Origin of the sequence: Archangium gephyra, from assembly GCF_049060025.1 — a bacterium.
GTDB classification, from domain to species: Bacteria; Myxococcota; Myxococcia; order Myxococcales; family Myxococcaceae; genus Archangium; species Archangium gephyra_A.
Genome location: NZ_JBMEQQ010000002.1, coordinates 3,918,134 through 3,938,929 on the forward strand (window position 1 = coordinate 3,918,134; position 20,796 = coordinate 3,938,929).

The window sequence follows — 20,796 nt, forward strand, 5'->3', positions numbered from 1 at the left end:
TCAGGCACACGGGGACAGGGGCGCCGCCAAGGGCAGGAGCTCCTCGGCCCGGTAGCGGTTGAGGGATCGCTTCACCCCGAGCCGGATGAGGAAGAAGGGCCGGGCCTGCTTGTAGTGCCAGTAGATGGCGACGATGACGCCGGTGCGCTCGGGGTCCTTGCGCAGGCGCACCGCGCTGCCGATGTCGAACGCGGGCGGGGGGACGGGCTGGAAGAGCTCCGGCCGGACGCGGAAGGTGCTCTCGCCATAGCGCAGCACGATGAAGCCCTGCTCCGCGGCCTCGCCGAGCCGCTTGAGCACCTTGCAGTAGGGCCACAGCAGCTTCAGCCGCTCGAAGTCCTCGGGGTGGACGAGCGCGCGCTCGGACTCGGATTGCCCGTGCCAGGGGTAGAGCCCCCACCTGCGTTCATTCATCTGCCCGGAATCGGCGGCCATGGACGACCTCCTCGCGCTCTTCGGAGTTCCTGCACACGGACTGATCGCACTGGCCTGACGTGACACAGTGCGGCATGTGCCGCCAACCGTCCCCGTCCAGACGGTGGGCCGCTCCGCACACAATGAGACGGTCGCCCCCGGAACGCCCCAAGGGCCGCCTTTATTTACCCGCGGGGGCCGGAGTCACCCCTTCGACCCGCGTCTTGCCGTCCTTGTCGACCTCGAGCCGCAGGTGCGGGTTGCCCTGGGCGTCGTGGAGGACGACGCTCGCCACGCCCTTCTCCACACCGATGACGATGCGCTCCTTCCAGTCGTGACGGAAGGTGATGTTGGGCTCTCCCTTGATGAGGCCCATGCACATCGCCTCGTAGCCCTCCTTGCTGTCGAAGCACAGCCCGGTGACACCGATGGAGTCGAGCATGGCGAGCCCGCCGATCTCCTGCCCGTCCGGAGCCATGAACTGGATGCCCACGGCCTTCACGGCGCGCTTGAGGCCCTGGGGATCCGGCAGCGGCGCGGCAATGCGGAGACGCGCCTGGCCGCGCTCGTCGACGATGTTCAGCTCGCGCACCGAGAGCGACGCGGTGGGCTGGGTGGCGGCCGAGACGCTCGAACACGCGCCGAGGGCAAAGACAGCGCAGGAGCCAGCAACCCACAACACGAGATGGCGGAGGACATGGGACATGGCGTCACCCTAGGGAAATCCACGTCCCGCTGATTCATGGCCGCGCGGTCCTTTCGTCATGGTTGTGCCATGGCCCGTCACCCGTCACCCGTCCCCGCCGCGAGCCGCTTCACGCGCAACGGGACGGTGAAGCACGGCCTCTCCGAGGGGAACACCGTCGGCACGCGCGTTGCTCTACCGGCCCGGCACGGATGAAGGGCGGGATGGTCGGGCGGGCGGCGTGGGTGGCGGTGTGGTGCGAAGTCCGTAGCGCGGACGGAGGGCGGGATGGATCGAACGGCGGTGGTGGCGACGGTGGGGTGGGAGGAGTCCGCGGGCGATGGGTCGGTGAGGGAGAAGCTTCCGGAGGCGGAGAGCCCCCGGGAGCGCCTCTTCCGGTTGGGGGCGGCGGCCCTCACCGATCCGGAGCTTCTCTCCGTGTTGATGGGCTCGGGCGCGCGCACGCAGGCACTGGCGGAAGTGCTGCTCGCCACACGCGGGGGACTCAAGGAATTGGTGCAGCAAGACCCGAGGGAGCTGTGCGCCCGCCCGGGAATGGGGCCGGGGCGCACAGCGCAGGTGATGGCGGCGCTGGAGCTGGGACGCCGCGCCCAGCGCGTCACCGAGCGGAGACCGCGCTTGCGCACTCCGAGGGAGATCTACGCGTACCTCGCGCCCAACCTGAGCGCGCTGCGGCGTGAGGTCTTCCATGTGCTGTGCTTCAACGCGCGCAACGTGCTGCTGCACGACGCCCGGGTGGCCGAAGGCACCATCAACGCGTGCCCGGTGGATCCGCGCGAGGTGTTCGCCGCGGCCATCACCTCGCGGGCCTCGGCCATCGTGCTGGCCCACAACCATCCCTCGGGGGACCCGGAGCCGTCGGGACAGGACCTGGGCCTCACCGCGCAGCTCATCGAGGCGGGCCGGGTGCTGGGCATCAAGGTGCTGGACCATGTGGTGATTGGAGATGGGACGTACAGCTCGCTGCTGGAGCGGGGCGAGCTGCCACTGTTGGGCGGGGAGACCCGAGGGTCATGGAGCATGGCGGGAGAGCGTGGATGATGCTGGGGGCACTGGGTGTTCTGGCGTGCGGTGGTACGGGCGGGGCGGTGCAGGTGGAGGTGCTGGAGGACGAGGTGGCGCAGGTGGTGCCCGTGGGCGGCGGCAAGGCGCGCATGGTGCCGCGCTCCACCCTGCCCCCGGAGGCCCGGGAAGGAGACGTGGTACGGGACGGCCGCCTGGATGCCGAGCTGGGAGCCCGGCTGGCCCGCGAGGTGGCCGAGTGGCGGGCGCGCCTGGCCGTTCCGGTACCTGACGGGCTGGATCTGGACTCAGGAGCCTCTGGGTCGTTGACGGCTGATAAGGAACGTTGAATATGCGGCGGATGCCGGAGGCCCTCCCCTACTACGAGCAAGCCCAGGAGGGTCTGGTCCGCCATTTCGGCTTGAGCGAGTTCAGGCCGGGGCAGGCCCAGGTCATCAGCTCCATCATGAGCGGGCGCAACACCGTGGTGATGATGCCCACGGGCGCGGGGAAGAGCCTGTGCTACCAGCTCCCCGCCATGCTGCTGCCCGGGGTGACGCTCGTCATCTCCCCCCTCATCGCACTGATGAAGGACCAGGTGGAGCAGCTCACCGGCCGCGGCATCTCCGCCACGTTCATCAACTCGTCCCTGTCGGACCTGGAGCGCGCGGACCGCATCCGCCGCATGCGCGCTGGCGAGTTCAAGCTCGTCTACGTGGCGCCCGAGCGCTTCCGCAGCCCCAGCTTCCTGGAGGCGCTGAGCCAGGTGGGCGTGGACCTGCTCGCGGTGGACGAGGCCCACTGTATTTCCCAGTGGGGCCATGACTTCCGGCCGGACTACGCGCAGCTCGGCCAGGTGCGCAAGCGCCTGCGCCCGCCGCGCACCGTGGCCCTCACCGCCACCGCCACCCCCGAGGTGCGCGACGACATCGTCCGCTCCCTGCTGATGAAGGATCCGCAGGTGTTCGCCGAAGGCTTCGACCGGCCCAACCTCTTCCTGGAGGTGTTCCAGGTGAGCGGGGACGAGGACAAGCGCCGGGCCTGCGCGGGGCTGTCGTCCCTGGGCGGCGGCAGCGGCATCATCTACTGCTCCACGCGCAAGTCGGCGGAGAACACGCACTCGGCGCTGCTGGAGCGGGGGGTGAACGCCATCCTCTACCACGCGGGCATGGACGACGACGCGCGGCGCCGCGCCCAGGACGACTTCATGTCCGCCAAGGAGGCGGTGGCGGTGGCCACCAACGCCTTCGGCATGGGCATCGACAAGCCGGATATCCGCTTCGTCGCCCACGCCAACATCCCCAAGGCGGTGGAGGCGTACTACCAGGAGATCGGCCGCGCGGGCCGTGACCGGGGGCCGGCCTTCGCCGCGCTCCTCTTCAACCACGCGGACGTCTACACGCAGGAGCGGCTCATCGAGAGCAACCACCCGTCCGAAGCGGTGCTCTCGGACCTGTGGAACGTGCTGCGCTCAGTGCCCGAGTACGACAAGGGCCAGCACGTGCTGGCGGCCCAGGCGGGCGCGAGCGAGTTCGAGATCTCCGCCGCGCTGCGCATCCTGGAGCGCGAGGGCAAGATTGAACGCGGCAGCCGGGGCGAGGGCGAGTACGGCATCACCCTGACGGAGAAGGCGCCCAGCGCGCAGCCGCATGCCCCGGATGCCCGGCGCCTGCTGGCCTCGCTGCTGGAGACGTTCCCCGTGGGGCGCTCGGCCACCACCGAGCTGCCCATCCTCGCACGGCGCACCGGCCTGTCCGGCGACGAGATTCAACACGCGCTGAAGCTGCTGGAGCGGGCGGGAGCGCTGAATGTGCGCCGGCCCTTCTCCGGCCGCACCATCCGCGCGCTGTCACCGGTGCCCTTCCGCGAGCTGGGCGTGGACCTGAGCAAGGTGCGCGAGCAGGAGCGGCGCTCGCTGCTGCACCTCAAGCAGATGACGGACTACGCCTACACGAAGCGGTGCCGGCGGGCCTTCATCCTCCAGTATTTCGGGCAGAAGGACGTGGAGGCCACGTGCGGCAACTGCGACACGTGTGCTGGCAGCCGGCTCAAGCGCCTGGAGGGGCTCGACCGTCCCGCCACCGCGCCGCGCGCCACGCCGACGCTCGCCCCCGGGCGCCCCGACGGCTACAGCGAGCTGGCCGCCACCGAGCTGCGCCGCTGGCGCAAGGAGCTCGCGCGCGACCTCGAGGTGCCTCCCTTCATCATCTTCAATGACGAGACGCTGCGCGGGCTCGCCGCCGCCCTGCCCATCGACCGCGAGTCCTTCCTCACGGTGAAGGGCACGGGCGAGAGCCGCTGGGAGCGCTTCGGTCCCAAGGTGGTGGAGATCTGCCTCATGGCCCGCGCCGCCGGCCACGAGCCCATCCCGGTGGCTCCCGTGCCGCCCCGGGTGCGCAAGTCCCGCACTCAGAGTCCGCGCAGGTAGCGGATGGCCGCGGATTCGCCTGAGGTCGTCCAGCCCTGCTCGAGGAGCTGGATGAGCAGATCCTTGAGGCTGGAATCCAGCTTCAGCGCATGCATCACGGACCCACCTTTTGACTTCACCAGATTCACATAAGCCAGCGCCACATCGTCGGAATCCGAGGAATACCGTTCGGCCAGTACGGCGAAGACAGACTTGACGAGACTTGTATCTATCCCTGCATGCTCGTAGAGGGCGCTCGCGAGTCCTTCTTCATCCGTGGAGAACGGCATCGTGTGCGGATCGAGGATGGCATTCACACTCCTGGAGCCCACGGGAGCGAGTTCGACGAACAATTCGTCAGAGCAGATGGAGCCCACCACCCCGCCGATCGCTGCGCCGACAGCAACACCCACGGGCCCGAACCAGATCCCCGCCAGTGCTCCACCGGCGGCGCCGCCCGCGAATCCTCCAGCGATGCTCACGCCTTCCCGAGCAGCCGCTTGAGCTTTGTTGTCGGAAACGGCGATGTTGTAGACAGCAATGGCAGCACCCAGCACCCAGAGCGCTCTTGCTGCCGCACCAAGCCGGGCGGCCTTGGCGTTGAACTTCGGGTTGGGGCGCCCAGAAGCGTCTACGACCTCGAGAAGAACCTGGTTCCGCTGCTTGGGCCCCAGTTGCTCAAAGGGCTTCTTGAACTTCTCGCCGCCCGCTTGTCCTGCGTGCAGCGGTAGGCGAAGTTCAGCGCCTGCGTTTCGAGCTGCTGGAGGGCATTTTCAAGAACAGGATCTTTCTTCGCGGGCATGACTCCTCCTGTGGCGCTGATGACTCAGGTATTCCTGACGGACAGATAGTGCTTGCCCAGGAATCGATGTCTGAGTGGCCTGACGCGTGGTGGCAATCTTCTGATGAGCTGGGTGAATCCCTCAGGATGAAGCTGGAGGATCGTCCGGATGCCGGAGAAGAAAGCGAAGCTGAGCTGATTCTCACCTTCCTCGCGGATGTCGGACAATATTCCAGGAGTGTACATCCCTCCCAGCTTGACGCCGTCCATCAGCTTCAGGTGCTTGTCCAACAGGATGATCTGCAGTTCCTCTTCGTAAGGGCAGTCATCCGTGAAGAACAACAGATAGAGATCAGGCTTCATCGAGAACTGCGCGTTGAGCACGGCAGCATGGATTTCGAGGCCAGTCTCCCGTCCCTCATGGAGCAGGGCTCCGGGCCGGGCTGATTCCTCGAGGGACTCTCTGCGGAGTGTGAAGCCTGATATCGGGGTCATCTTCGGCTTGAGGCAGTGATGCTGACGGATGGGCGCTCAGCCCACCGGCCGCGAGCGCTCGTCCTTCTCCACCGTGGGCTGCACGTCCGTGGGCCCGGGCCAACCCGGGCTCTCGTCGAGCTTCCCCGCGCCCGCCTGGACTCCCGCCGCGGGCACCGACGCCGCCGTCCAGAGCCCCTCGCTCTTCGCGATGTACGCCGCCGCCACCTGGTCTCCCGCGACGTTCACCACCGTGCGCGCCATGTCGAGAATCCGGTCCACGCCGAGGATGAGCGCGATGCCCTCTCCCGGCACGCCGAACATCGCCAGCACTCCAACGAGCAGCGGGATGGAGCCGCCGGGTACCCCCGCGGCCCCCAGCGCGGTGATCACCGCCATCAGCATGATGAGCGCCTGCTGGCCCACGTCCAGCGTCACGCCGAACGCCTGCGCCAGGAAGATGATCGTCACGCCCTCGAAGAGCGCCGTGCCATTCATGTTCATCGTCGCGCCCAGCGGCAGCACGAAGCCCGCCACCTTGGACGGCACGCCCAGGTTCTGCTCGACCACGGCGATGGACCTGGGGAGCGTCGCATTGCTCGAGCTCGTCGAGAACGCGGTGACGAGCGCCGCCTTCACGCGCGAGAAGAACGTGAAGGGCGAGAGCCCCACCAGGAACCGCAGGATGAGCGGGAAGGTGATGATCGTGTGCAGGAGGAGCCCGGAGAGCACCACCACCACGTAGACGGCGAGCGGCTTGAGCAGCACCCAGCCAAAGCGCGAGGTGACGCCGAAGACGAGCGCCCCGACTCCAATGGGGGCGAGCTTCATCGCCATCTCGACGATCTTGATGACGATGTCGTTGAGCGCCTCGAGCACACCGATCATCGGCCGGGCCCGAGCCGGGTGGATCATCGTCAGCGCCACGCCGAAGATGATGCCGAAGAAGATGATGCCGAGCAGATCCAGGTTCGCCGCCGACGCCACCGGATTGCGCGGGATGATGTTCACGAACGTCTCGATGCCGAACGTGGACTGCTGCGACGCCTGCACCTTCGAGGCAGCGTCGCTGGCGTATGTGGCCATGAGCTCGGTGCGCGTCTCGGGCGAGATGCGCGTGCCGGGCCGCAGGAGCTGCACCAGCCCCAGGCCGATGGACGCCGAGATGAACATCGTGATGAAGAAGAACGTGAGCGTCTTCAGGCCGATCCGCCCCACCCGCTTCAGGTCGCCCAGGCTCGCCACGCCGAGCGAGATGGAGGCGAAGACGAGCGGAATCACCACCATGAAGAGCAGGCGCAGGAAGATCTGCCCGAGCGGCCCCGCTACGTAGCGGTTGAGCACCTTGACGGCTTCGTGCTCCGCGCCGAGCGTGAGCTTCAGCACGAGCCCGAGCACCGCTCCCACCACGAGCCCCAGCAGGATCTTCGTGTGCAGGGGCATGGACTTGCCGGTTGGCTCGCTCTGGGTGCTCATGTCGTCTCCTTGGGGGCGCGGCACCATAAGCGCCCGGGCGTGGTACCGTCCACGCCCGTGCGGCCCTTCCACTTCGCCTTCAACGTCCGAGACCTCACCTCCACCCGTCGCTTCTACGGCGAGCTGCTCGGGTGCCGGGAAGGGCGGAGCACCCAGACGTGGGTGGACTTCGATTTCTTTGGCAATCAGATCTCCGCCCACCTGGGCGAGCCCACCGTCACCCGGGACACCGGACGGGTGGAAGAGATCGCGGTGCCCATGCCGCACTTCGGCGCGCTGCTGGGCTGGGAGGAGTTCCAGGAGGTGGCGAAGCGGCTGGCCGCGGCGCAGGTGACGTTCATCATCCCGCCGCGCATCCGCTTCGAGGGCCAACCCGGAGAACAGGCGACGATGTTCCTCCGGGACTTCAGCGGCAACGCGCTCGAGTTCAAGGCCTTCCGCCACCCCGAGCACGTCTTCACCGCCTGAGCCAGGGCATCCAAGACTCCGGGGGGGTAGGACCGCCGGTCAATTCCATCAGGAACCGGGGTTCAACCCCGGCACGCCCACCCGCGCGGGAGGGAGCCCGGCGTGATACGAGGGTGTCATGTCGACCTCCTCTTCCCCGCGCCCTCTCGCCGTACTGGTGGGCGTCCAGCTCCCGGGCGTCTCGGACACTGACCACGCCGCCGATCTCGCTGAGCTGGGACGGCTGGTGCACACCCTCGGCTACGAGGTCGTCGCGACCGTGAGCCAGCGCCGCGAGCGCCTCGCCGGAGGGACGGTCCTCGGGACCGGAAAGCTCAAGGAGCTGGCCCATCTCACCGGGGGCCGCGGCACCGTGTCCTCGGGCGCGCAGGAGCGCAAATCGAAGGCCCGTGAGCGCTGGGAGGCCAAGGCGGAGGAAGCCGAGGCGGAAGCGGCGGGAGAAGAGGCCGAAGTGGAGGAGGAGGACGAGGAGCTCCCCGTGGAGGAGCTGGCGGCCGAAAGCGACGAGGAGCCCGCTACGGCGAGGCCCACGGTGGTGGTGGTCGACCATGAGCTCTCGCCCAGCCAGCTCAGCAACCTCGAGCGGGCCACGGGCGCCCAGGTGCTCGACCGCACCGGCGTCATCGTGGACATCTTCCACCGTCACGCGCGGAGCCGCGAGGCGAAGATGCAGGTGGAGCTCGCCCGGCTCAACTACCTCGCCCCGCGAATGCGCGAGTCGACGGGAAGCCGCGAGCGCCAGCAAGGCCGGGGCTCCGGTGACTCGGCGGTGGAGTTGGATCGCCGCAAGATTCGCGACCGGCTCGCCGAGCTGCGCGAGGGGCTCGCGTCCATCCAGCAGGACCAGGAGAACCGGCGCTACGCCCGGAGGGACCAGCTCCGGGTGGCGCTCGTCGGGTACACCAACGCGGGCAAGTCCTCGCTCATGCGCGCCCTGACGGGCAGCGAGGTGCTGGTGGCCGATCAGCTCTTCGCCACGCTCGACACCACGGTGCGCGCACTGCAACCGGAGACCCGTCCGCGGGTGCTCGTCTCCGACACCGTGGGCTTCATCCAGAAGCTGCCGCACGATCTCGTGGCCTCGTTCCGGTCGACGCTGGATGAGGCGCTGGAGGCCTCGCTGCTGCTCTACGTGGTGGATGCCTCCGATCCCACCTGGGAAGCCCAGCTCGAGGTCACCCGCTCCGTGCTCCGGGAGATTGGCGCGCAGAGCGTCCCGAGCAGGCTGTTGTTCAACAAGGCGGACCGGCTCTCTCCCGAGGCCCGGGAGGCCCTGCTCCAGCAGCACCCCGAGGCGCTCGTCCTCTCGGCGCACTCACCGGACGACGTCGCGGCGCTGCGCCTGACCCTCATCGAGTTCTTCGATCGCTCGATGGTCGAGGCGGAGCTGGTGATTCCCTACTCCCGCCAGGCGCGCATCGGCGAGGTGTACGAGCATGCCCGGGTCATCTCCGAGGCCTTCGACGAGACGGGCCGGCGGCTGAAGGTCCGGGCGCTCCCGGCGGCGATGGCCCGGTTGACCCGCGCCTTCGAGGCGTGAGCCTCAGCCGATCTGCAGGCCGGCGATCTTGTGCGCCTTGTCGCTGATCTTGTCGATGAGCTTGGTGATGCCCCAGGTGAAGAAGCCCACCACCGCGCCGACGGCGGCGCCGATGGGTCCACCGAAGGCGCTGCCCGCGGCCACGGCGGCGGCTGCTCCGCCAAGGCCTCCCGCGATGCTCACGGCGCCCTTGGCGATCTGCGCCCCATCGCCCGAGCGCGCTCCGTCGACGATGTCCTTGATGCCCAGGCCCGTGCCCACCAGCGCACCGGCCACGTTGGCCGCGCCGCCCAGGCCCTTGATGGCCCCGAGCACCTTGGTGCCCGCCGAGGTCTGCGCCAGCTTGTCCAGCCCCGTCGCCTTGCCCAGCCAACCACCGGCGAGCCGGGACGCATCGTCGGAGGCCTCCAGCGCGAAGTCCGACACACCCTTGATGGCGTTCCGGAAGGACTGGGTGCCGTTGTAGAGGTCCAACGCGCCCACGCCCACGTCCGCCAGGCCCTGGAAGATGGAGGACACGTTGTGCTCGCGGATGCCCTGGGCGAGTTGCAACCCGCCCGCCACCACACCGGCAGCGCCGCCCAACGAGGACACGCTTCCCTTCGCCCCCTGCAGGGAGTTCTGCACGGACTCCTTGCCGAACACCCGGGACGCCTTGCCCAGCGGCAACTGGTCCGCGCCCGCGCTCAGGCCGTGGAGTGCCCCGAGCGCCCGGGTGCCCCCATTGCGCAGGAAGTCCTGGACGGTGTGGGTGGTGGACACGCTCGCCTGGAGCAACAGGTCCTTGCCCGCCTCATCGTCCTTCAAGTCCTCCGGGCGGGCGACGGTGCGAGGGTCCCTGCCCCCGGGGCCCGAGAGCGTCATCTTCTCGCCCTGCTTGCCCACCTCGGAGACGGCCTGCCGCCCGTCCGGGTCCGTCACCGTGTTGCGCGAGCCGAGCAACTGCGCGCCCTGGCCGGAGAGGAGTGACGTGTCCTCCTGCTTCGAGGTGAACGTCTTGTCGTCCTTCGTGCGCTTCGTCTCCAGCGTCTCGTTGAGCTCCAGGCCCTTGTCCGTGGGCTTGCGCGTGCTGGCGTAGTGCTGCTCCAGGTCCGTGCCGTCCGCCTCCTTGCGCTTCGCGTCCATCTTCTCGATGGAACCGTCCTGGGCGTAGGTGCGCGAGGACTCGCCCTTCACCTCCGCCAGATCGCTGGAGCCGGGCTTGAAGGTCTTCCCCGAGTAGCTCTCGCGCACCTGGCTGCCCTCGCGGGACAGGTGGGTGACGACGGTGGCCTTGGGCGAGCCCTCGATGAAGGTCTGCGTGTCCTTGGCATCGGGGCCCTTCTGCACCTCGACGAACCACTGCTTGGGCGTCTTGCCCTTCTTGGTGCCGTCGTTGGCGTCATAGTTCTCGCCGCCGTGCTTGGAGTACTCGTCGCGCAGGCGATCCACGTCCTCGCGGTTGTGCGGCCCCTGCCCCGCGTACTTCGTGTGACCATCCAGCTCGCGGTTGACGATGGAGGTGGCTTTCACGTTCTCCTGGGAGAAATCCTGGGTGCGCTGGTACTGGGGATTGTCCTGGGAGCCATCCGCGTTGGGCGCTGGAATCGAGTACGAGTAGGTATCCGCCCGATCCACCGGCTTCTTGTAGTCGAAGGGCTTGTCCAACTTGTTGTCGATGCCCTTGTCTCCCTTCTGTTGGTAGAACGAGGTGCGGCTGGCCTTGATGGCGCCGTCGGCCTGCGCGTATGCGTCGACCTTGAGCCGCCCGTCCTCCACGCGCACGTGCGTGTCCGAGGAGACGAGGTTGCGCTCCCGCGACCTGGCGATGTCATCGAAGGACTTGAGGCCGCCGGCCTCGTTCGTCTCGCCCTTCCACTCGGCATGCCGCACGCGGGTGCCTCTGCCCTCGAGCACCTCCATCCGGTCGCGCTTGTTGACGCCGTTCGCATACGTCGCGGAGTCCAGCGAGACCGCGCCGTCCTTGCCCCGTGAGGCCACGGTGCGCTCGAGCACGCCGCCCTTGTTGTCCCGGCGCACCAGCTCCGCCTCGGTGTCGGAGAGCTTCTTCACCTCGGCGCCCGGGGGCACCACCGCCTTGCCGTTGGCCATGGCGAGGATGTCATCGGCCTGCTTGCCGGTCTCCTCGCTCAGCTTCTTCTGCGCCTCCTCGGTCTCCACGCGGCGGTCCGCCACCGTCTTCACGTCCACTTCCTTCCCGGCGCGCTCCTCGCCGGAGACGGTTCGCGGGGGAGGCGGCGTGGCGGGACGAGGTGCCTCGGCGGCGAGCGTCTTCCCGGCGGCGGCGGTCTCCTGGAGGCGCTTCGCGGCCACCGCGGGAGCCACGGCGGGCTCGAAGGTGTCGCGGCCGTTGCGAGCAAGGACCTCCACGGGCTTCTGGGCGGAAGCGGCCGGAGCCGGCTTCTCCACGGGGGTGCCCTGGGGGAAGGAAGACCGGTGGATGAGGGGCTGCCTGGACAGGGGCGCGATGGGCATGACGGGCCCTGTTGCGTCCGTCATGCCAGCCCGGGGGCCTCGTGTTTCCGGTGAGTTGCGCCACCCAAGGGAGCGCCGCCCCTGGTGACACCCGTCACCACCTGGTGTCTGGGGTCATCACGTGGGGCTGAAAACAAAACCCCCACAGCGCCATGAGGCACCGTGGGGGCTGCACTTCGCGCCCGGGCACGCTCGCAGCGGCCCAGTTTAATGAGAGGTGGCGGGGCCCAGTGCGACTGCTCCCTGGGGCTCCCGATTGACCCTTGGCCATCAAGAGACTCGAGGTCCGAGGGCCAGACAAAGCGGCTCCGTGGATCACCACCCGTGGGGATCTGGAGACCGCTCACGCAAGTATGACTCCAGACTAGGACGGGCCAGGTTGTTTCCTGGCAAGGTGGGACACGGAGACTCATGTCCTGGTACCTCCTCTAAATTGCTCCACGAACAACACCTGCGGCCTTTGAGCGCTCAACCCCGTGCAGACACCTCCATGTTCATCAGAGTGAAGACGGCTGGAGTGGCGATCCTTGGACATGCCCGGAAGTGCCATGGGAGTGACTGCTTCCTGAACGAGCAGCCAACCCCCTCGGGAGACAGTCAGACCTTCCGGGGCGGTGGCTTGATTTGCAGGAGATGACTGCGGAAGACCGGATGCACGTCCCACCGCGCCGCCCGAGCCTCGTTGACGTGGGCCGGGTCCGTCAGCTCCGGCCTGTCCGCGAAGGTCAGGTGCCGGTAGCCCCTGGGCTGGCCCGGATCATCGACCCGCGCATTGATGAAACCCGCCTCGAAGAGGAGCGCGTGGAGTTGAGCCGCGGCATCGTGCGAGTCGGGCCGCAATGACTTGCCACGGAGCTGGATGGAGAAACGGGACGGGAGCTTCGCGAGATGCTGATGGAGCTCGTCATACCTGAGCTCGGACGAGAGCGTGCAGAAGGACTCCGCGACCGCGAAGAACTGGGGGCAGGCCTTGCCCACCTCGGTCGAGAGATCCTCGAGCCGCGTCTTCGAGAAGCGCGGGAGCGAGCGCGCGACGTCCGATCCCGTGATTCGCGCCTGCGGGCCAGCATTCGGCTCCGTATCCGCGATGCGGGTCTTGGCCGTCTGCAGAAGGAAGGAGACGAACTGGATGAGGTCCCGCGGGCGCTCGCGCGAGTTGGTCACGAGGAAGGATCTCCAGCCTCGCGTGTGACCCGGACCGGCCCCGGGGATGTGGACCTCGCTGCCCTCGAAGAAGAGGGCCCAGGGGTCTCGCACCGGCCCCTTGGAGGCCTTCTCCGCGGCCTTGAGGACCCGGCGCTGGACGATGCGGTCGAGGAGCTCTTCCGAGCCCTTCAGGTGCATGATGCATCCGTGGAAGTGGTCGAGCGTTTCGCGGTTGCCCACCGGGTCCCGCAGCCGGGTCCACACCTCGGAGCGCAGCGTCGCGACGACCTTGATCTGGGGAACCCTGCTGGCCAGGTCCCGCAGCGCATGCAGCATTCCCCAGATGCGGTTGAGTTCCTTCGGCTCATCGGGCGACGCGACCTGGTCGGTGTCATCGAAGAGCACGAGCATGACCGACTCGCTTTCCTCCATGTGGCCGGTGATGGAGTTGAGCAGCGCGGCATCCGACGTTCCACCGGCCAGATCCTTGGCGAGCTGGGCGAAGTCCACCTGGGTGGTGGGCCTGGCGACGGCCGCCAGGAGCTTGATCCCCCGCTCGATGAAGTCTTCTTCGATGAGGCCCTCCTTCAACGCCTCGTCCCGCAACTTCTTGTCGGCGTTGCTGAGCAACCCTGCCAGCTGGGTACCGATATGCACGGCCACGGCCCTGACCAGGCACTGGAAGAGCGTGCGCTCGATGGTGGCGAGGTCGTTGTGGCCCTGCAGCGGGCGGAGATCCAGGTTGCTCGGCGTCAGGAACAGGGCGGGGAGCTTCTGGGCGCGCGTGGCGTCGTAGAAGCGGTTGAGCATGGCGCTCTTCCCCATCCCCTTCGAGCCCACCAGGATGCGCGGGTTGCCCTCCGGCAGGTTCAGCACCTCGGCCATCTGCCCCGGCGGGATGAAGACCTCCTTGAGGATTCGCTTCTCCCCTTCGGCCGTGCCGGAGAAGAAGTAGGGGGCCAGGACGTCGAGCGGCGTTTGAGGCATGACAGGGTCGCCTCCTGCTGACGGACTGCGCAGGGAGGTTCTTCCCAGCCTCACCCGCTTGTAAAGCGGCGCCTCCGCCGAGGGACCGAAACCACACGCCAGGACACGGGGGGGCCGCGAGAGGCGTGCGGGCGTGGTGGAGACAGGACGGTGGAAGGGACCCCAGGGCCTCCCGCACCAGCTCAAGGAGAGGCGGTTAGAAGGACATCGTGACGCCCGCGAGGCACTTGCCCCCCTTGCCCCCTTCTGTCTCGGGCAGGACGGCGAAGAAAGGTACCGCACCGCCCAGCACCTTCGACTGTGCCTGGGTGAAGCTGCCGTTGTAGCTCTCTGCCGCCGAGCGCAGCTGCCCGTCCGCGATGAGGGCGAACGGAATGGCAAGGGCGATGGTGCCGGCCCCCACCAGGGCTGGCGTCCAGTCCGCCTTGCCCGTCTTCATGAGGTTGTCCCCCACGTTCCACCCGACAAGGCTTCCGCCGACACTGCTGAGAATCAATCCGGTCCACTTCATCGCCTTGTAGCCGCCCATCTTGGTCCCGGCGGACGGATGCGCCGCGAGCTTCTCCTCGAGGTCAGACACCAGGATGGGTTGGTCGCCCTGGCGGTAGGTCCCTCCGTCGAGCTGGAGCGGCCTCGTGGTGTCGAAGTTCTTCGCTGGGGTGGTGGCACAGGCCGCCATGAAGGCGGCGAGCAGTACGGCGGGCGCAGTCGTGTAGCGCATGTGGTCTTCCCCCGACGGGAGCTGCGCTTGCGAGATGCAATGGCGGAGCTCCCATCTCTCATGAGCCAGGGACCCGGAAAATCATGCAGAGAATCTTCGGGCCGCGCGATCTGGAGACGCGGATCGAGTCCGCGCCCATCCAGGGGCCGACGAGCCGTCCGACCCCCTGGGCCGGGTCAGAAGGTGTAGCCGAGCGCGAGTCCCAGCGAGATGCCGTTGCCGTACAGGAGCTCGAAGACCTGCCGATGCGCTTCGGTGGGGGTTCCGGAGACAACCTCCGGATTCTGGGTGAGGGCGAAGGCATAGCCGGCGGTCGCCATGATGCTGAAGCCCCCATCCGCGACGTACTCCAGGCCCCCCACCACCTGGGCGAAGGGAGCGAGCCCCACCCGGGCCAGGACCGTCCTGGTGCCGTCGTCAACGGAGAGGGGCTCGTCACCCGCGCCCGAGCCGATCATGAGTCCCGCGCCGAGGAAAGGCGTGAAATTGGAGGTGACGAAGTTGTAGCGGGCGCGCGCGCCCGCCTTCCAGCCCAACGCCGACAGCCCCCCCGCCACGTCGAGCGAGAGCTGGGGCATGAAGTGGTAGCTCACCTGCATCCCCACCCCGCTGAGGCTGTTCCACCCAGCCTCCGCCATGATCCCGACGCGGCGCTGAGAACGGATGGACGTGGAGGCCGGCTCCGGCGTCTCTTCCCGCGCGAGTGCGCTGGACGGAAGCGCGAGCGTGGAGGCGAGGAGCGGGATGACGGCAAACGAGCGGAACACGGACTTCCCTGCGGACAGCTGCATCGGTTTCATGCACTTCCCCCTCTTGGAATTGAATGCCCTGCCTTGGGGAAGAGCCGGCGAGCGGGAGAATCATGCAGGAAATTCGCGGGCTATTTCTCCGGGGCTCCTGGAAGCCCCGGCCTTGAAAGGGATGGGGCTCGGGCCAGGGCTCCGGGAGTGCCAGGCGGCGGGTTCGATTCCCGCCACGGAGGCTGATCGCAGCGACCTCCTCTCTCAAGTGCTCCCTTCAAGCCGCTGTCCTGCTCGAGCATCTGGGCCACCCGGAGGATGCAGCGCGCTAGAACGCCAGGGGCAGGCTCACCAGCCCACGAGACTGGGCACTCGGGCGCCACGCGAGCTTCTCGGGCGCCGTGGCCAGACGCATCCCCGGGAGCCGCTCCAGCAGCAACTCGAAGGCGACGATGGCCTCCAGCCGGGCCAGGGGCGCTCCCAGACAGAAGTGGATGCCATGACCGAAGGCCACGTGCTTGTTGGGCGTGCGCCCCACGTCGAACCGGTCCGGCTCGGAGAACTGCGCGGCATCCCGGTCCGCAGCCAGGTAGTTCACCCGGACGGCCTCATGGGCCTGGATGCGCTGGCCGTGCAGCTCCAGGTCCTCCTTCGGGAAGCGCAGGATGCTCAGCTCGAACGGGCCGCAGTAGCGCAGCATCTCCTCCACCGCCGAGGGGATGAGCGAGCGATCCTCCCGCAGCCGTTGGAGCTGATCCGGATGCTGCAACAGCGCCAGCAGGCCGTTGCCCAACAGGTTCCCGGTCGTCTCGTAACCACCGACGAGCAGAACGAAGACCATGCTCGTCAGCTCCTCGGCGCTCAGCCGATCCCCCTGCTCCTGCACGGCGAGCAACGCGCTGATCAGATCGTCCCCGGGCTGCTGACGGCGCTGCTCGAAGATGTCCTCCAGGTACTGGATGAAGCGCTGGTGGGCCTCGCGGGTCTTCTCCTGGGCGTCCTTCGACGGAGGGGTGAAGAACGTCTGCGTCCACTCGCGGAACCGGTCCCGGTCCTCCGAGGGAATCCCCAACAGCTCGGTGATGACGATGACGGGCAGCGGAAAGGCGAGCTTCCTCGAGGAAGTCCGTCCCGGGGCCCTGGGCCTTCAGCTTCTCCAGCAGCTCCGAGCAGATCGCCGTGATGCGCGGGCGCAGCTCCTCGATGCGGCGCGGGGTGAAGGCCTTGGACACCAGCGAGCGCCTCCGCGTGTGGTCCGGCGGATCCGCGGTCACCAGGTGCTGGCTGAGCGCCCTGTTCTTATGGCTGAAGTACCGCTGCCGGACCTCGTCGGGCAGGCGGGAGGGATCCTGCGTGAAGCGCGGATCCCTCACGATCGAGACCACATCCGCGTAGCGCGTCAGCAGCCAGAAGTGCATCCCCGTCGCCGGATCCGTGATGCGAGCGGCGGGGAACTCCTCCCGCATGCGCTTGTAGAGGGGGAACGGGTTGGCGCGCACGTGGGGAGACCACAGCGTCTCTCCCTCCGCGAACAGGGGACTGACCGTCATGGAGCGCTCCTTCGCAGGCAAAGCACCGACCTTAGAACTTCGAGGCCGGGGGGTATAGACGCGCGCCTTCCGCCAACGCGGCTCCGCCTGGGGACCCCGTGGCGGGCGTGCAACAGTCCTGGAAATAGGGGTGGCGGGCTTCCGCTCCCATGTCGAAGATGCGCGGCGGGGCCGGAAACTCATCACCGAGGAAGAGCACGTTCATGCGCTCCTGCATTCTGGGTGTCGTGGTGTTGTGGCTGCTGACGGGTTGTTCCACCCCGGCGCGGATGCGCCCCATGCCGGCGTCTCAGATCGTCCTCTCGAAGGACGGGCGCATCGCCGCCGCCGAGGACAAAGGGGTGCGGCTCGTGGTGAGCGCGGACACCTGGAAGGGGGCCCCCTCGGATCTCCCCAGCATCCTCACGCCGGTGGAACTCGCCCTGGAGAACAACAGCGGCCGCACCCTGCACGTCCAGTACGACGGCTTCTCGCTCGTGGGGGAGGCGCACTACGCCGCGCTCCAGCCCAACACGCTGGCCCGGCCCAGCTCTCCCCGGGTGCCGACACCGCCTCCCACGTATCGCCCGGGTGGCCAGTTCACCCGGGATCCCCAGGTCGCCTGCTACACCTGCGTAAGCGCCGGGCTGCCGACGACGGACATGCTGCGCCAGGCCTTCCCCGAGGGCGTCCTGAAGCACGAGTCCTCGTGGACGGGCTTCCTCTACTTCGAGAGCCTCGGCGCCAACGAGCGCCAGCTCATCCTCCAGGCCCGTCTGGTGGACGAGAGTACCGGTGAGACGTTCACCACGCTGAGCATCCCATTCCAGGTGCTCGATTCCTCCCGCTGAGGAGCCGGGTTCGATTCCCGCCGCCTCCAGCCACTACCGCCGCGAGGCCCGGCGCAGCGCGAGGCTGCGCAGCGAGCCCATGAACACGCCCACCACCACCGCGAGCAGGAAGAAGATGATGATGGTGGTGACGCCGAAGACGAGGCGCACCACGGACTCGCGGATCTGCTGGGTGAAGTAGGCCTCGCGCAGCGACTGCCTTCGAAGCGCTGGCTGGGGCATGCTCCCGAAACATGAGCAGAACCCCTGCATCGCCGCGTATGGCCCTGGTGTTGAGCTTCGCTCTCCTGTCCACCGCGTGCGTCACCTCGAGGGCGACCGCCGATGAAGGAGGAGCACGGCAGGCTCCCGATACTCCGGGTGTCCATCAACGTGGGGGCGCCCGCGCCAGTGCCCCCCAGCAACGCCAGGAGCTGGTCATCAAGCAGCAGGCACCCACGGGACCTGCGCAGGTGCGGTTCCTACCGGTTGGCCTCCGCGAGTTACCAGGGGATCGCCGGCAGCTCCTCTTCCCTCTCCGTCCGCCCGACTCCGCCCTGGAGGTGTTGAGCCTGGAGGAGGTGAGCCCCTTTCTCGCCACCTTCTCACCCCTTGGCTCGCCACCTCGCCCTCGGCTGCATCTGCTGGAAATACCCGGTGCGGGCAATGCCGGCCAGGACACGGCGCCCCCATGGGAGTCGCGGCTGCGCGAGGAGTTCCTCTCCCACTTCGGCCCCCCATTGGTCCCCCTGCCTGGGTCCCTGACATCCAGCCGCCTCTTCCTCGCCCTTCAACTCTCTACCCGCTACATGCACGAAGGGATCCGCGAGGCAGCCATCGCGCTCTTCACCTCTCCCGCCTTCGTCATCAGTGTCTGCATCTCCATCGGGGTGTACTTCGCGGCCTGGCTGGCCCCCGAGCCGTTGTTCTCGAAAGCCTTCGCCGCAACCCTCACCCTGCGCCTCTCGCTGGCGGTGGGCCTGATCGAACTGGGCCATGTAGCCCTGGCAGGCCTGCGCCTGTACCAAGAGGCGGAAGCCGCTTCCACGCCCCAGGAGTTGGAGGCTGCCTCCGCACGCTTCGGCAAGGCCATGGGCGGCACGTACCTGCGGGTGCTGGTAACGGTCGCGACCCTGGGAGTGGCCAGACTCATTCCCCAGGTGCCCGAGGGCGGAATCTGGCGGCTACTGCCCTCGGTGACGCCCGAAGGACTCGTCCTCCTGGAGCAATCCGTCTCCACCGCTCAGCTCGTGGCGGACGGCTCCCTCATCGTCTCCGGTGTGGCCGCGGGCGCCGCCATCTGCTCCAGCCTGGCTCTTTGCGCGACCAACGCTTCGGGAAGCAATTCCAGCGGAGCACCCACGCTCGCCACGCGCTACGGGCAACCCCACACCCGGCAGAACCCGGCTCACAACGAGACCATCGAGCGGGACCTGGCCTCACGGGAAGCGGCCGGGCATACGAGTCTGAGGAAGGACAGGGTCCAGAGGGATGCAGCGGGCAAGCGCGTCTATGATGAAGCACCCGTGAAGGACGTTCGCTTCCGGAGACCGGATGCATCGTCGGTGCGGCCGGATGGGGTGCGGCACAACACCAACTATGTCTCCAACCCTCGGGACTTGAAGCGTGAGCTGGAAGCTTTCGAATCCATGAAGCGGGCGGACCCGGACGCCATTCTCGAGCTGTATCTACTCGACGGGACGCTGGTGGGAAGGTACGTCCCTCCCGGAGTAGGCTTTCCGTAGGAAGAGGACCAGGGCGAGGCATGGCGCAGAGGGAGGATGTCACGCAGTGGCGGAACGGGTTCCTCCAGGCATTCAGCGAGGGCGATGAGGCCCGCGCGCGTGCCCAGGTGTCCCAGCTCGGCGCGCGCAAGGCCCGGCCCCTGTTGGAGGCCATGCTGGAGGACCCGGAGGCAGCCGTGCGTCAGGCAGCGGCATTCGGCCTCGGCGAGCTGGGCGGTGCCTCCAGCGCCAAGCGACTCGAGCACCAGCTTGCCCTGGAGGAAGCACGGGGAGGCCACGATGGAGCCGCCGTCGTGGAGGCCCTCACGCAGGCACTGGGACGCATCAAGGGCGCGAGCGCAAGGGCGAGTCTGGCACGCAGGCTGGAGCGGCTGGTCGCCCATGGCAGGCCCGAGGCCGCGGACTTGAATGACGTGGCTTGCGCTCTGTGGCGCCAACGGCATCCGGACCTGATTCCTGTCGTCCGCCAGGGGCTGGAGAAACTCGAACATTCAGCCCCCACAGCCCTGCACGGCCTGCGCGTACTGCTGGAGAAGTCCCCGGAAGAGCTCCGTGCCTGGGCCAGCGATGACTCCGTTCCCATCGGGCTCAAGGGCGAGGTGCTCACGGTGCTCACCGAGGAGATACCCGAGGCACTTGTCTCCACCCTACCCGCCTTCATCTCCTCGGCATGGCCCCTGGTGGACACGGCCGTGAAGTACAAAGGCGTGGCCTCGGGCTACTGCGTGGATTTGTTCTCTCTGCTCCTCCTGCGCCCGGAGTGGCTCCTCCCCATGCTCCGGGAGGCAGAACTCGACAGGCTACGTGACATGGCCCGGAGGCTGGTCGCGGCGACCTCCTCTCTCAAGTGCTCCCTTCAAGCCGCTGTCCTGCTCAAGCACCTGGGCCACCCGGAGGATGCAGCTCTCCTCGAAGCACACCGGCCAGCAGATCCCGGTCTGGCCAAGGTCTTCGATGATGCGGCCCTCGTGCTGCGCGGACGCCCCTCCACGGGAACGCTTCTCTAAAGGGCCCCTTCTGGGGACGGCATCTACCGGCGCGAGGCCCGGCGCAGCGCGAGGCTGCGCAGCGAGCCCATGAACACGCCCACCACCACCGCGAGCAGGAAGATGATGATGATGGTGGTGACGCCGAAGACGAGGCGCACCACGGACTCGCGGATCTGCTGGGTGAAGTAGGCCTCGCGCAGCGGCTCCATCAACCCCACCAACTCCAGCGCCCGCGCCGGCAGCGAGTCGAGCGACAGGGACAGCCGCTGCAGGAAGATGGACGGCCACACGCGCCGCGCCCCCTCCACCACGATGCCCACCAGCAGGTAGAGGACGGACAGCAGGAAGGCATTGCCTCCCATGATG

General features: G+C 67.9%; 21 protein-coding genes. 9 read left to right on the forward strand and 12 right to left on the reverse strand.

Going from position 1 to position 20,796, the window contains the following annotated elements:
- Complete coding sequence (locus ACN28I_RS17015; RefSeq protein WP_420943055.1) at positions 1-435, reverse strand: DUF6960 family protein; 435 nt, start codon at positions 433-435, stop codon at positions 1-3.
- Between the two features lie 160 nt (positions 436-595).
- Positions 596-1,120: a hypothetical protein gene (locus tag ACN28I_RS17020; RefSeq protein ID WP_420943056.1), complete on the reverse strand. Its 525-nt coding sequence runs from the start codon at positions 1,118-1,120 to the stop codon at positions 596-598.
- 69 nt (positions 1,121-1,189) lie between these two features.
- On the opposite strand from ACN28I_RS17020, the gene ACN28I_RS17025 reads away from it, so the two are divergent.
- The 4 genes from ACN28I_RS17025 (at position 1,190) to ACN28I_RS17040 (ending at position 4,550) form a co-directional block, all read left to right on the forward strand.
- Positions 1,190-1,315 carry a hypothetical protein gene (locus tag ACN28I_RS17025; protein ID WP_420943057.1) on the forward strand — a complete coding sequence of 42 codons (126 nt, stop codon included), beginning with the start codon at positions 1,190-1,192 and terminating at the stop codon, positions 1,313-1,315.
- A 72-nt stretch (positions 1,316-1,387) separates the two neighbouring features.
- Positions 1,388-2,161 (forward strand): RadC family protein, encoded by a 774-nt coding sequence (radC, locus tag ACN28I_RS17030; RefSeq protein ID WP_420943058.1) that lies wholly within the window; start codon positions 1,388-1,390, stop codon positions 2,159-2,161.
- On the forward strand, positions 2,158-2,472 hold the full coding sequence (locus tag ACN28I_RS17035; protein WP_420943059.1) for a DUF3006 domain-containing protein: 315 nt from the start codon (positions 2,158-2,160) through the stop codon (positions 2,470-2,472). Before radC ends, ACN28I_RS17035 begins: the two co-directional genes overlap by 4 nt.
- A 2-nt stretch (positions 2,473-2,474) precedes the next feature.
- Positions 2,475-4,550 (forward strand): RecQ family ATP-dependent DNA helicase, encoded by a 2,076-nt coding sequence (locus tag ACN28I_RS17040; protein WP_420943060.1) that lies wholly within the window; start codon positions 2,475-2,477, stop codon positions 4,548-4,550.
- Here ACN28I_RS17040 and ACN28I_RS17045 read toward each other — a convergent pair.
- The 3 genes from ACN28I_RS17045 to ACN28I_RS17055 form a co-directional block, all read right to left on the reverse strand.
- On the reverse strand, positions 4,532-5,086 hold the full coding sequence (locus ACN28I_RS17045) for a hypothetical protein (RefSeq protein WP_420943061.1): 555 nt from the start codon (positions 5,084-5,086) through the stop codon (positions 4,532-4,534). The two genes, ACN28I_RS17040 and ACN28I_RS17045, sit on opposite strands and share 19 nt — an antisense overlap.
- Before the next feature lie 269 nt (positions 5,087-5,355).
- Positions 5,356-5,694, reverse strand: coding sequence for a hypothetical protein (locus ACN28I_RS17050; protein ID WP_420943062.1), 339 nt, complete (start codon positions 5,692-5,694; stop codon positions 5,356-5,358).
- 147 nt (positions 5,695-5,841) lie between these two features.
- Positions 5,842-7,260, reverse strand: a complete 1,419-nt coding sequence (locus ACN28I_RS17055; protein ID WP_420943063.1) for a dicarboxylate/amino acid:cation symporter — start codon at positions 7,258-7,260, stop codon at positions 5,842-5,844.
- 39 nt (positions 7,261-7,299) lie between these two features.
- On the opposite strand from ACN28I_RS17055, the gene ACN28I_RS17060 reads away from it, so the two are divergent.
- Together ACN28I_RS17060 and hflX are read left to right on the forward strand one after the other, a co-directional pair.
- The gene (locus ACN28I_RS17060) at positions 7,300-7,728 is read left to right on the forward strand and encodes a VOC family protein (protein ID WP_420943064.1); all 429 of its coding nucleotides are present in this window, start codon (positions 7,300-7,302) and stop codon (positions 7,726-7,728) included.
- Between the two features lie 118 nt (positions 7,729-7,846).
- A complete protein-coding gene (hflX, locus tag ACN28I_RS17065; protein WP_420943065.1) occupies positions 7,847-9,268 on the forward strand; it encodes a GTPase HflX in 1,422 nt (473 codons plus the stop codon).
- 3 nt (positions 9,269-9,271) lie between these two features.
- Here hflX and ACN28I_RS17070 read toward each other — a convergent pair whose 3' ends face one another.
- From ACN28I_RS17070 to ACN28I_RS17090, 5 genes are all read right to left on the reverse strand, one after another.
- Complete coding sequence (locus ACN28I_RS17070; RefSeq protein ID WP_420943066.1) at positions 9,272-11,767, reverse strand: hypothetical protein; 2,496 nt, start codon at positions 11,765-11,767, stop codon at positions 9,272-9,274.
- Between the two features lie 573 nt (positions 11,768-12,340).
- Positions 12,341-13,876 carry a P-loop ATPase, Sll1717 family gene (locus tag ACN28I_RS17075; RefSeq protein ID WP_420943067.1) on the reverse strand — a complete coding sequence of 512 codons (1,536 nt, stop codon included), beginning with the start codon at positions 13,874-13,876 and terminating at the stop codon, positions 12,341-12,343.
- 196 nt (positions 13,877-14,072) lie between these two features.
- Entirely contained in the window at positions 14,073-14,597 is a 525-nt protein-coding gene (locus tag ACN28I_RS17080) for a hypothetical protein (protein WP_420943068.1), read from the reverse strand.
- 176 nt (positions 14,598-14,773) lie between these two features.
- Entirely contained in the window at positions 14,774-15,397 is a 624-nt protein-coding gene (locus ACN28I_RS17085) for a hypothetical protein (RefSeq protein ID WP_420943069.1), read from the reverse strand.
- A gap of 268 nt (positions 15,398-15,665) precedes the next feature.
- Positions 15,666-16,409, reverse strand: a complete 744-nt coding sequence (locus ACN28I_RS17090) for a cytochrome P450 (protein ID WP_420943070.1) — start codon at positions 16,407-16,409, stop codon at positions 15,666-15,668.
- A gap of 681 nt (positions 16,410-17,090) precedes the next feature.
- Here ACN28I_RS17090 and ACN28I_RS17095 point away from each other — a divergent pair.
- A complete protein-coding gene (locus ACN28I_RS17095) occupies positions 17,091-17,717 on the forward strand; it encodes a hypothetical protein (protein WP_420943071.1) in 627 nt (208 codons plus the stop codon).
- Between the two features lie 33 nt (positions 17,718-17,750).
- Here ACN28I_RS17095 and ACN28I_RS17100 read toward each other — a convergent pair whose 3' ends face one another.
- Entirely contained in the window at positions 17,751-17,939 is a 189-nt protein-coding gene (locus ACN28I_RS17100; RefSeq protein WP_420943072.1) for a hypothetical protein, read from the reverse strand.
- A 566-nt stretch (positions 17,940-18,505) separates the two neighbouring features.
- Between ACN28I_RS17100 and ACN28I_RS17105 the strand changes: the two genes are divergently transcribed.
- Positions 18,506-19,441, forward strand: a complete 936-nt coding sequence (locus tag ACN28I_RS17105) for a hypothetical protein (RefSeq protein WP_420943073.1) — start codon at positions 18,506-18,508, stop codon at positions 19,439-19,441.
- Positions 19,442-19,461: 20 nt separating this feature from the next.
- Entirely contained in the window at positions 19,462-20,448 is a 987-nt protein-coding gene (locus ACN28I_RS17110; RefSeq protein WP_420943074.1) for a HEAT repeat domain-containing protein, read from the forward strand.
- A 23-nt stretch (positions 20,449-20,471) separates the two neighbouring features.
- On the opposite strand, the gene ACN28I_RS17115 is transcribed toward ACN28I_RS17110, so the two are convergent.
- Complete coding sequence (locus ACN28I_RS17115; RefSeq protein ID WP_420948655.1) at positions 20,472-20,792, reverse strand: hypothetical protein; 321 nt, start codon at positions 20,790-20,792, stop codon at positions 20,472-20,474.
- Positions 20,793-20,796 lie beyond the last annotated feature (4 nt).

What these genes read in the sequence shown, in the direction of transcription:
- ACN28I_RS17015 (WP_420943055.1), bottom strand. Translation starts at nt 435, where the DNA reads ATGGCCGCCGATTCCGGGCAGATGAATGAACGCAGGTGGGGGCTCTAC.
- ACN28I_RS17020 (WP_420943056.1), bottom strand. Translation starts at nt 1,120, where the DNA reads ATGTCCCATGTCCTCCGCCATCTCGTGTTGTGGGTTGCTGGCTCCTGC.
- ACN28I_RS17025 (WP_420943057.1), top strand. Translation starts at nt 1,190, where the DNA reads ATGGCCCGTCACCCGTCACCCGTCCCCGCCGCGAGCCGCTTCACGCGC.
- radC (WP_420943058.1), top strand. Translation starts at nt 1,388, where the DNA reads ATGGATCGAACGGCGGTGGTGGCGACGGTGGGGTGGGAGGAGTCCGCG.
- ACN28I_RS17035 (WP_420943059.1), top strand. Translation starts at nt 2,158, where the DNA reads ATGATGCTGGGGGCACTGGGTGTTCTGGCGTGCGGTGGTACGGGCGGG.
- ACN28I_RS17040 (WP_420943060.1), top strand. Translation starts at nt 2,475, where the DNA reads ATGCGGCGGATGCCGGAGGCCCTCCCCTACTACGAGCAAGCCCAGGAG.
- ACN28I_RS17055 (WP_420943063.1), bottom strand. Translation starts at nt 7,260, where the DNA reads ATGAGCACCCAGAGCGAGCCAACCGGCAAGTCCATGCCCCTGCACACG.
- hflX (WP_420943065.1), top strand. Translation starts at nt 7,847, where the DNA reads ATGTCGACCTCCTCTTCCCCGCGCCCTCTCGCCGTACTGGTGGGCGTC.
- ACN28I_RS17070 (WP_420943066.1), bottom strand. Translation starts at nt 11,767, where the DNA reads ATGACGGACGCAACAGGGCCCGTCATGCCCATCGCGCCCCTGTCCAGG.
- ACN28I_RS17075 (WP_420943067.1), bottom strand. Translation starts at nt 13,876, where the DNA reads ATGCCTCAAACGCCGCTCGACGTCCTGGCCCCCTACTTCTTCTCCGGC.
- ACN28I_RS17080 (WP_420943068.1), bottom strand. Translation starts at nt 14,597, where the DNA reads ATGCGCTACACGACTGCGCCCGCCGTACTGCTCGCCGCCTTCATGGCG.
- ACN28I_RS17085 (WP_420943069.1), bottom strand. Translation starts at nt 15,397, where the DNA reads ATGAAACCGATGCAGCTGTCCGCAGGGAAGTCCGTGTTCCGCTCGTTT.
- ACN28I_RS17095 (WP_420943071.1), top strand. Translation starts at nt 17,091, where the DNA reads ATGCGCTCCTGCATTCTGGGTGTCGTGGTGTTGTGGCTGCTGACGGGT.
- ACN28I_RS17100 (WP_420943072.1), bottom strand. Translation starts at nt 17,939, where the DNA reads ATGCCCCAGCCAGCGCTTCGAAGGCAGTCGCTGCGCGAGGCCTACTTC.
- ACN28I_RS17105 (WP_420943073.1), top strand. Translation starts at nt 18,506, where the DNA reads ATGCACGAAGGGATCCGCGAGGCAGCCATCGCGCTCTTCACCTCTCCC.
- ACN28I_RS17110 (WP_420943074.1), top strand. Translation starts at nt 19,462, where the DNA reads ATGGCGCAGAGGGAGGATGTCACGCAGTGGCGGAACGGGTTCCTCCAG.
- ACN28I_RS17115 (WP_420948655.1), bottom strand. Translation starts at nt 20,792, where the DNA reads ATGGGAGGCAATGCCTTCCTGCTGTCCGTCCTCTACCTGCTGGTGGGC.